Origin of the sequence: uncultured Kluyvera sp., assembly GCF_902485085.1 — a bacterium.
Lineage (GTDB): Bacteria > Pseudomonadota > Gammaproteobacteria > Enterobacterales > Enterobacteriaceae > Kluyvera > Kluyvera ascorbata.
The window spans coordinates 1-10,385 of the sequence record NZ_CABTJS010000027.1; the positions used below are offsets into that span (position 1 = coordinate 1).

Genomic DNA, 10,385 nt, shown 5'->3' on the forward strand with positions numbered 1-10,385 from the left:
GGAGTCAGCAGCAACGGACAGACCAGCGATACCACACGCCATGGTGCGGATAACGTCACGGTCGTGCAGCGCCATCAGAGAGGCTTCGTAGCTGTACTTGTCGTGCATGTAGTGGATGACGTTCAGCGCGGTGACGTACTGTTTAGCCAGCCAATCCATGAAGTGGTCCATACGATCCATAACTTCGTCGTAGTTCAGAACGTCGCCTTTCATTGGCTCAGTTTTAGGACCAACCTGCATTTTCAGTTTTTCATCAACGCCGCCGTTGATTGCGTACAGCATGGTTTTCGCCAGGTTTGCACGTGCGCCGAAGAACTGCATTTGTTTACCAACGATCATTGGGCTTACGCAGCAAGCGATAGCGTAGTCATCGTTGTTAAAGTCAGGACGCATCAGGTCATCGTTCTCGTACTGCAGAGAAGAGGTGTCGATGGACACTTTAGCGGCATATTTTTTGAACGCCAGTGGCAGTTTCTCAGACCACAGAACGGTGATGTTCGGCTCTGGAGAAGGACCCATGGTGTACAGGGTGTTCAGGAAGCGGAAGCTGTTTTTGGTAACCAGAGTACGGCCATCAACGCCCATACCTGCGATAGATTCAGTCGCCCAGATTGGGTCACCGGAGAACAGTTCATCATACTCAGGGGTACGCAGGAAGCGAACCATACGCAGTTTCATGACCAGGTGGTCAATCATTTCCTGAGCGTCTTGCTCAGTGATTTTGCCTGCTTTCAGGTCACGTTCGATGTAGATATCCAGGAAGCTGGAAGTACGACCGAAGGACATTGCCGCGCCGTTCTGGGATTTAACCGCAGCCAGGTAGCCGAAGTAAGTCCACTGGATAGCTTCCTGAGCGTTGGTAGCCGGACCAGAGATGTCGTAGCCGTATTTAGCAGCCATCTCTTTGATCTGACCCAGCGCACGGTGCTGTTCAGAGATTTCTTCACGCAGACGGATAGTCGCTTCCAGGTTCACACCGTTTTCCAGGTCAGACTGGAGGGAGGAGAACTGAGCGAATTTGTCTTTCATCAGGTAGTCGATACCGTAAACGGCGATACGACGGTAGTCACCGATGATACGACCACGGCCGTAGGCGTCTGGCAGACCGGTCAGAACACCGGATTTACGGCAGCGCAGGATGTCCGGAGTATAAACGTCGAACACGCCCTGGTTGTGCGTTTTACGGTATTCGGTGAAGATTTTCTTGATCATCGGGTCCAGCTCGCGGTCATACGCTTTGCAGGAACCTTCGATCATTTTGATGCCACCGAACGGGATAAGAGCACGTTTCAGTGGAGCTTCAGTCTGCAGACCAACGATTTTTTCCAGCGACTTGTTAATGTAACCAGCGTCGTGGGAAGTGATGGTTGAAGCTACGGCGGTGTCAAAGTCAACTGGCGCGTGGGTGCGGTTTTCCAGTTTAACGCCTTCCATTACGCTATCCCACAGCTTGGTGGTCGCGTCAGTTGCGCCAGCCAGGAAGGATTCGTCACCTTCATATGGGGTGTAGTTTTTCTGGATGAAGTCACGTAAGTTTACTTCATTCTGCCAATCACCTTTGGTAAAACCTTCCCAGGCTGCGGCTAACTTTTCATTAAGTTCGGACATGTAACACCTACCTTCTTAAGTGGACTTTTTATTTACTGCCTGGAGCAATCGTCAATTAATGACGGTCACCGCCACGCAGGTAAATGACCCAGTATGTCAACCCAACCAGCAAACCGCCGCCGATGATATTCCCGATAGTCACGGGAATCAGGTTATCGGTGATGAAGTGCATCACGGTCAGGTGAGAGAAACTTTCCGGAGTAGAACCGATAGCGGTCCAGAATTCCGGGCTAGCAAAATCGCGTATTACGATACCCATCGGGATCATAAACATGTTTGCGATACTGTGCTCAAAACCGCTGGCAACGAACATGGCAACCGGTAAAACCATAATCATGGCTTTATCCATCAGGCTGCGACCAGAGTAGCTCATCCACACTGCCAGACAGACCATCAGGTTCGCCAGGATGCCGAGAGCAACGGCTTCGATAAATGTATGGTGCATTTTGTGGTCAGCAGTTTGCAGGACGTTGAGCCCCCATCCGCCGTTGGCCGTCATGTACTCGCCGGAAAGCCACATTAGCAACACGAAAAGCAGTGCACCAATCAGGTTACCAACATAGACGTTGAGCCAGTTTTTTGCCAATTGACCCCATGTGATGCGGCCGCTGGCTTTCGCCACAACAATCAGCACGGTAGAGGTAAAGAGGTCTGCGCCACAAATCACGCAAAGAATTAAGCCTAAGGAGAAACAAATACCACCAATGAGTTTCGCGATGCCGAATGGCATACCTGCGGTACCCGTGGTTGCGGTAATGTAAAAAACAAAAGCAATCGAGATAAAGACGCCCGCAGTAATCGCCAGATAAAAGGTTTTCAGCGGATGCTTGGTTGCTTTATAGACACCTGCTTCTTCGGCAACTTTAGCCATCGCAGCAGGAAGGAGTAGATCAAAAGGGTTGTCAGCTTTCACACTAACTCTCTCTTTTTATTTAATCGGCGACGAGATACTAACAAAGCATTATAGATGAGAATTTGATATAGATCATATCTCGCCTGGCTTATAGGCCTGAAGAACGAATGGTTTTTCAACGATCTCAGGGTAATTTATTGAATCTAATGATAAAAATAAATTTTAAGATTTGCAAATTCAGTTGAATTTTTTCTTTATCCTTCATTTTATTAGTTAATTAAAATGGAGTAATGATTGTGCAAATTAACAATGAATGTAAGCTACTAAATATTGTGTTTACTTATGTTTAACTTTATTTTCACAGCTCTACGAAGCGAAGCGTGGAAATAAAAAAAAGGGGCCAATATTTGGCCCCGTAATATAGCGTAGACTGTACGTTAAACCTACTTTTTCTGCGGGAAATATCCTACTTTGCCCAGAAAGCCGCTTTAGCGCGCTGGAGCTTCTCGTAGGCCTGCAGAAGCGACTGATGCGCAGGGAAGGCTTCCAGGGAGCCATCAGCAGGCTGCAGGCCATAGAAGGCCTCTTCACCGCTCAGCGCCGCGCTGGCCGCTTCTACGGCATCTGCGCCGTACATACGGACGAACGCGTTCAGGTACTGCAGAGGTTCACGTTCTTCTTCCTGAGACAGCAGCAGCAGCGTTTGCAGACAACGGTAGTAGTTAGCACGCTCCGGGCTGAACACAGAAGCATTGAACTCCATGGTCCACTCGGTCCAGATCAGCGCCTGTTCAAGGTCGCCCCCCGCCAGTGCCAACATGGCTTTCAGCTCTCCGACGCGCAGGGTCGACCAGCCGTTGTTTGGACCGGTTGCCAGGCCCAGCAGCTCACGTACGCGGGTGAAATCGTCCAGGCCTTCGTCATCCATCTGTTCGATGAGATTCAGGTACGCTTCTTTTTCCCACTCGCTTCCCGGCAGGGAGAGAATGGTGTCGCGCAGGTGGCTGCCCATATTGTTGTTAGCGAGCCACAGATCTTCCGCTGGATAAATATCGGACATGCCAGGCACGATGATGCGGCAAGCGTAAACGCTCAGGTGCTCATAGTCGGCGATGTACACTTCTTTATCTTCTTCATTGAAGATAGCCATCAGGGTGGCGAACTCTTCTTCGGTTGTGCCTGAGAAGTTCCAGTCTGCAAACGGGTAGTCCGCATCCTGCTTGAACATATCCCAGGAGATCAGACCGCTGGAGTCGATGAAGTGGGTTTCGAGGTTGGTATGTTCAGCGACTTCTTCGTCATCGAAGGTAGGTGGAGTGAACACGTCGAGATCTTTCAGACCGCGGCCCTGCAGCAGCTCGGTCACCGTACGCTCAAGCGCAACGCCGAAATCAGGGTGCGCGCCGAAGGACGCGAAGCAGGTACCATTGGCTGGGTTGAACAGCACGACGCAGATAACCGGGTATTTACCGCCCAGAGAACCGTCGTAAGCGAAGATTGGGAAACCTTCCGCTTCCAGCGTTTTGATGGACTCAACGACGCCAGGGTAACGCGCCAGTACCTCGGCCGGGATTTCCGGCAGGCTGATGCTTTCCGCGATGATACGGTTTTTCACGTAGCGTTCGAAGACTTCAGACAGCCCCTGTACGCGGGCTTCATTACGGGTATTACCCGCAGACATGCCGTTAGAAACGTACAGGTTAGCCACGATGTTCATCGGGATATAGATAGTTTCGCCGTCGGACTGGCGGGTAAACGGCAGGCCGCATACGCCGCGATCGTCGTTGCCGGACTGCAGGTCGACCAGCATGCTGGCGGTTAACTGATCGTCAGGATCGTAAAACGCACGCAGGCGAGCATCGAGCAGGCCTTCAGGCACTTCATCGTCGTCGGTCAGTGGGAACCATTTTTCGTTCGGGTAGTGGACGAACGGATCGTTAGCAATTTTGTCGCCCAGCCAGAAGTCGGCGAAGAAATAGTTGGTGGAGAGACGTTCGAAGTACTCACCCAGCGCGGAGGCCAGTGCGGCTTTTTTGGTCGCGCCTTTACCGTTGGTAAAGCACAGAGAGCATGCCTTATCACGAATATGCACCGACCAGACGTTAGGAACCGGGTTCAGCCAGGAGGCTTCTTCAATGTCGAAACCCAGATCGAGCAGCTTTTGCTGGAAGCGAGCGATGGAATCTTCCAGTGCGGCATCTTTGCCGGGAATATAGGTTTGCGTCATAGCAATCTCTTTTGTCGTACGGAAAGCGCGCAATGATACGGGTTTTGCGTGACGGGTGCTATCTTCGGCGAAAATAAAAGGGACGACTATGCTTACTGACATTAACGTACTGTTACGGCGTCGAAAAATGAAAGCATTTGATCTTCAACGGATGGCTTTTGATAAGTTCCCCCCTGAATTTTTAGGCGAAGTGGCGTTAAGGTGCTTCTTTACCTTTGTGCTGGTTTTTCTGTTTCTCAAAATCACCGGACGCCGCGGCGTCCGGCAGATGTCGCTCTTCGAAGTGCTAATTATCCTGACGCTGGGATCGGCGGCGGGCGACGTAGCTTTTTATGATGATGTCCCGCTGGTGCCGGTATTTGCTGTTTTCGTCACGCTCTCGCTGCTGTATCGGCTGGTGATGTGGCTAATGGCGAAAAGCGAAAAAGTGCAGGATCTCCTTGAAGGTAAAGCGGTGGTCATTGTGAAGGAAGGGCAGCTGGCCTGGGAAAACGTGCGGGAAGGGAATCTCACGGAGCTGGACTTTTTTATGGAGCTGCGGCTCAACAGCGTTGAACAGCTTGGGCAGGTTCGTCTGGCGATTATGGAAACCGACGGGCAGATTAGCGTGTTCTACTACGCTGACGATGACGTCAAGCCGGGGCTGTGCATTTTACCCGATAGCCTGATGCAGCGTTTTAAGGCGGTGCCAGAACCGGGGGAGTACGCCTGTACTCAGTGTAGCCACGTGACCCGCTTGCAGGCGGGTGAGCGTCAAATATGCCCGCGCTGCACAAATCCGGCATGGTCGAAGGCCAGCAGGGCAAAACGCATCGCCTGACAGCAATATTGTCGGTTTTGTACCGGCAAGTCGACAGAATCTATTGTGTGATGAGGGCCGCATTTCGATACCTGAAAGTTTTAGACATTGCGGCGCGTGTCACTGAATGATAAAACCAATAGCCACAGGAATAACTTATGCCCACGCGTTGATGACGCGCGAGGCATGCGGTCAGACAACATTGCAATGTGGTGAGGGTTATGGCTCAGGTTTTTAATTTCAGTTCAGGTCCGGCAATGCTTCCGGCAGATGTCCTTAAACTGGCGCAAAAAGAACTTTGCGACTGGAACGGATTAGGCACGTCGGTAATGGAAGTTAGCCACCGCGGTAAAGAATTTATCCACGTGGCAGAGGAAGCAGAAAAAGATTTCCGCGACCTGCTTAACATCCCTTCCAACTACAAAGTGTTGTTCTGTCACGGTGGTGGTCGCGGTCAGTTCGCGGGCGTACCGCTGAATATTCTCGGCGACAAAACCACGGCTGATTACGTCGATGCCGGCTACTGGGCGGCAAGTGCGGTTAAAGAAGCCAAAAAATACTGCAACCCGAACGTTATTGACGCCAAAATCACCGTAGAAGGTAAACGCGCGGTCAAACCGATGCGCGACTGGCAGCTCTCTGATAACGCGGCTTATCTGCACTATTGCCCGAACGAAACCATCGACGGTATTGCCATCGAAGAGACACCAGACTTCGGTAAAGACGTGATTGTTGCTGCCGACTTCTCCTCAACCATCCTTTCACGTCCGATTGATGTGAGCCGTTATGGCGTGATCTACGCTGGCGCGCAGAAAAATATCGGTCCAGCGGGCTTAACGCTGGTTATCGTACGTGAAGACCTGCTGGGTAAAGCGCACGTTGCCTGCCCATCAATCCTCGACTATACCGTGCTGAACGATAACGACTCGATGTTCAACACGCCGCCGACCTTCGCCTGGTATCTGGCAGGTCTGGTCTTCAAATGGCTGAAAGAGCAGGGCGGCGTTGCCGCAATGGATCGTATCAATCAGCAGAAGGCCGATCTTCTGTATAACACTATTGATGGCAGTGATTTCTATCGTAACGATGTGGCAAGCGCCAACCGTTCACGTATGAACGTGCCGTTCCAGCTCGCGGATAGCGCGCTGGACAAACTGTTCCTTGAAGAGTCCTTTGCAGCGGGTCTGCATGCGCTGAAAGGCCACCGCGTGGTGGGCGGGATGCGTGCTTCTATCTACAATGCCATGCCGCTGGCCGGCGTACAGACGCTGACGGAATTCATGCAGGACTTCGAACGCCGCCACGGTTAATCTGGTTTTTTATTCATCCCCACGGCTAGCTCGTGGGGTTTTTACTTCTGTTTTTGAGAGTTGAGTTTCATGGAATCCCTGACGTTACAACCTATCGCGCGCGTCGATGGCACGATCAATTTGCCCGGTTCTAAAAGCGTTTCGAACCGTGCTTTGCTGCTGGCGGCTTTAGCGCGTGGCACGACCGTTCTGACTAACCTGCTGGACAGCGATGATGTCCGCCACATGCTGAACGCGTTGAAGGCGCTGGGGATTCAATACACCCTGTCTGACGATCGCACCCGTTGTGAAGTGACCGGCAATGCAGGCCCGCTTCAGACTTCCAACGAACTAGAGCTGTTCCTTGGCAATGCCGGTACCGCGATGCGTCCGCTGGCGGCAGCGCTGTGCCTCGGTAAAAACAACATCGTCCTGACCGGCGAACCGCGCATGAAAGAGCGCCCGATTGGCCACCTGGTTGATGCTCTGCGTCAGGGCGGCGCGCAGATTGAGTACCTGGAGCAGGAAAACTATCCACCGCTGCGCCTGAAAGGTGGTTTTAACGGCGGTAGCGTTGAGGTAGACGGTAGCGTCTCAAGCCAGTTCTTAACTGCGTTATTGATGACGGCACCGCTGGCGCCGCAGGACACCACTATCACCATCAAAGGTGACCTGGTTTCTAAACCGTATATCGACATCACGCTGCACCTGATGAAAACGTTTGGTGTTGAAGTGGAAAACCAGAGCTACCAGCGCTTTGTCGTGCGCGGTGGTCAGCAGTACGTTTCTCCGGGTCAGTATCTGGTCGAAGGTGATGCTTCGTCAGCGTCATATTTCCTGGCTGCCGGTGCGATTAAAGGCGGTACCGTGAAGGTGACCGGTATTGGTCGCTACAGCGTGCAGGGTGATATTCGCTTTGCCGATGTCCTGGAAAAAATGGGCGCAACCATTACCTGGGGCGACGATTTTATCGCCTGTACCCGTGGCGAACTCAACGCCATTGATATGGATATGAACCATATTCCTGATGCGGCGATGACTATCGCGACGGCAGCGCTGTTCGCGAAAGGAACAACCACGCTTCGCAATATCTACAACTGGCGTGTTAAAGAGACTGACCGCCTGTTCGCGATGGCAACCGAGCTGCGTAAAGTGGGCGCGGAAGTGGAAGAGGGTGAGGACTACATTCGCATTACCCCACCTGCTACACTGAATTTTGCCGAAATCGGGACCTACAACGATCACCGTATGGCGATGTGTTTCTCGCTGGTGGCGCTGTCGGATACGCCTGTCACCATTCTTGATCCGAAATGTACGGCGAAAACGTTCCCGGACTATTTTGAGCAGTTGGCGCGTATCAGTACGTTAGCCTGATAGTGATTTTCCTCGACAAACGCCGGCGTAACGTCGGCGTTTTTCGTTCATCGCGATAGCAAAAAGTAAATCCACGTCAGTTTTCAGCCTCTCCTGTCGTCAGGCCTCTATACTTATCTATTCTCCTGTCATTCATGGGGCTAATTCTGGAATTCGCAGACAAAGGTAACCGTCTGGCCCAGAGATGCGTATAATGCGCGGCGTTTACGTTGTATATGCCTTTTATTAAGGAGAAAGAGATGACGGCAATTGCCCCGGTAATTACCATTGACGGCCCAAGCGGCGCAGGTAAAGGCACACTGTGCAAAGCAATGGCAGAAGCATTGCAATGGCACTTGCTGGACTCAGGCGCTATCTATCGCGTTCTGGCCTTAGCGGCGTTGCATCACCATGTGGATGTCGCCTCAGAAGATGCGTTAGTTCCGCTGGCGGTGCATCTGGATGTGCGTTTTGTATCAACTGACGGCACGCTCGAGGTCATTCTGGAAGGCGAAGACGTTAGCGGTGAAATCCGCACTCAGGAAGTGGCTAATGCGGCGTCACAGGTCGCGGCGTTCCCGCGTGTGCGTGAAGCGCTTTTGCGCCGCCAGCGTGGCTTTCGTGAAGCGCCGGGCCTGATTGCCGATGGCCGTGATATGGGCACCGTGGTGTTCCCGGACGCGCCTGTTAAGATTTTCCTTGATGCCTCTTCGGAAGAACGTGCGAACCGCCGCATGCTGCAGTTGCAGGAAAAGGGCTTTAGTGTTAACTTTGAGCGCCTTTTGGCAGAGATAAAGGAGCGTGATGATCGCGATCGTAATCGTGCTGTTGCGCCACTGGTTCCTGCCGCCGATGCTTTAGTGTTGGATTCCACCACCTTAAGCATTGAGCAAGTAATTGAAAAAGCGTTAGACTATGCGCGCCAGAAACTGGCACTCGCGTAAAACGCGACCGAATTTTTTGTAGTACCCCGCGGCAATGGAGTGTCAGCGGGTATGTGAAACAACCCCATCCGACATGGTGTCAGATGGACGTTAATCTAACTTTTGAAGATTAAACATGACTGAATCTTTTGCTCAACTATTTGAAGAATCCTTAAAAACAATCGAAACCCGTCCGGGTTCCATCGTTCGTGGCGTTGTTGTCTCTATCGACAAAGACGTAGTCCTGGTTGATGCGGGTCTGAAATCTGAATCTGCAATCCCTGCAGAGCAGTTCAAAAACGCAGCCGGCGAGCTGGAAATTCAGGTCGGTGACGAAGTTGACGTTGCGCTGGACGCAGTAGAAGACGGCTTCGGCGAAACCCTGCTGTCCCGTGAGAAAGCTAAGCGTCACGAAGCTTGGATCACGCTGGAAAAAGCTTATGAAGAAGCTGAAACTGTGGTCGGTGTTATCAACGGCAAAGTTAAAGGTGGCTTCACTGTTGAGCTGAACGGTATTCGTGCGTTCCTGCCAGGTTCCCTGGTAGACGTTCGTCCAGTGCGTGATACTCTGCACCTGGAAGGCAAAGAGCTTGAATTCAAAGTAATCAAGCTGGACCAGAAGCGTAACAACGTTGTTGTTTCTCGTCGTGCCGTTATCGAATCCGAAAACAGCGCAGAGCGCGATCAGCTGCTGGAAAACCTGCAGGAAGGCATGGAAGTTAAAGGTATCGTTAAGAACCTCACTGACTACGGTGCATTCGTTGATCTGGGCGGCGTTGACGGCCTGCTGCACATCACCGACATGGCATGGAAACGCGTTAAGCATCCGAGCGAACTCGTCAACGTGGGCGACGAAATCAATGTTAAAGTGCTGAAGTTTGACCGCGAACGTACCCGTGTATCCCTGGGCCTGAAACAGCTGGGCGAAGATCCGTGGGTAGCTATCGCTAAACGTTATCCGGAAGGTACCAAACTGACTGGTCGCGTGACCAACCTGACCGACTACGGCTGCTTCGTTGAAATCGAAGAAGGCGTTGAAGGCCTGGTTCACGTTTCCGAAATGGATTGGACCAACAAAAACATCCACCCGTCCAAAGTTGTTAACGTTGGCGACGTTGTGGAAGTAATGGTTCTGGATATCGACGAAGAGCGTCGTCGTATCTCCCTGGGTCTGAAGCAGTGCAAATCTAACCCATGGCAGCAGTTCGCGGAAACCCACAACAAGGGCGACCGTGTTGAAGGTAAAATCAAGTCTATCACTGACTTCGGTATCTTCATCGGCCTGGACGGCCGCATCCACGGCCTGGTTCACCTGTCTGACATCTCCTGGAAC

The 10,385-nt window shown here is 52.0% G+C and carries 8 protein-coding genes; 5 read left to right on the forward strand and 3 right to left on the reverse strand.

Annotated features, from left to right (window positions below):
* The 3 genes from pflB to ycaO all read right to left on the reverse strand — a co-directional run.
* The coding region (gene pflB, locus RDN66_RS04335) for a formate C-acetyltransferase (protein ID WP_308537580.1) at positions 1–1,608 on the reverse strand (1,608 nt) is incomplete at its 3' end.
* 55 nt (positions 1,609–1,663) lie between these two features.
* On the reverse strand, positions 1,664–2,521 hold the full coding sequence (gene focA / locus RDN66_RS04340; protein WP_035892441.1) for a formate transporter FocA: 858 nt from the start codon (positions 2,519–2,521) through the stop codon (positions 1,664–1,666).
* Positions 2,522–2,927: 406 nt separating this feature from the next.
* Positions 2,928–4,688, reverse strand: coding sequence for a 30S ribosomal protein S12 methylthiotransferase accessory factor YcaO (gene ycaO, locus RDN66_RS04345; protein ID WP_202216138.1), 1,761 nt, complete (start codon positions 4,686–4,688; stop codon positions 2,928–2,930).
* 127 nt (positions 4,689–4,815) lie between these two features.
* On the opposite strand from ycaO, the gene RDN66_RS04350 reads away from it, so the two are divergent.
* From RDN66_RS04350 to rpsA, 5 genes are all read left to right on the forward strand, one after another.
* On the forward strand, positions 4,816–5,508 hold the full coding sequence (locus RDN66_RS04350) for a DUF421 domain-containing protein (protein WP_202216137.1): 693 nt from the start codon (positions 4,816–4,818) through the stop codon (positions 5,506–5,508).
* 200 nt (positions 5,509–5,708) lie between these two features.
* A complete protein-coding gene (gene serC, locus RDN66_RS04355; protein WP_115074626.1) occupies positions 5,709–6,797 on the forward strand; it encodes a 3-phosphoserine/phosphohydroxythreonine transaminase in 1,089 nt (362 codons plus the stop codon).
* A 69-nt stretch (positions 6,798–6,866) separates the two neighbouring features.
* Positions 6,867–8,150, forward strand: coding sequence for a 3-phosphoshikimate 1-carboxyvinyltransferase (aroA, locus tag RDN66_RS04360; protein WP_035892438.1), 1,284 nt, complete (start codon positions 6,867–6,869; stop codon positions 8,148–8,150).
* Positions 8,151–8,389: 239 nt separating this feature from the next.
* Entirely contained in the window at positions 8,390–9,073 is a 684-nt protein-coding gene (cmk, locus tag RDN66_RS04365; protein WP_123651316.1) for a (d)CMP kinase, read from the forward strand.
* Positions 9,074–9,188: 115 nt separating this feature from the next.
* Positions 9,189–10,385, forward strand: a 1,197-nt coding sequence (gene rpsA, locus RDN66_RS04370; protein WP_308537581.1) for a 30S ribosomal protein S1, incomplete at its 3' end; no start/stop codon positions are given.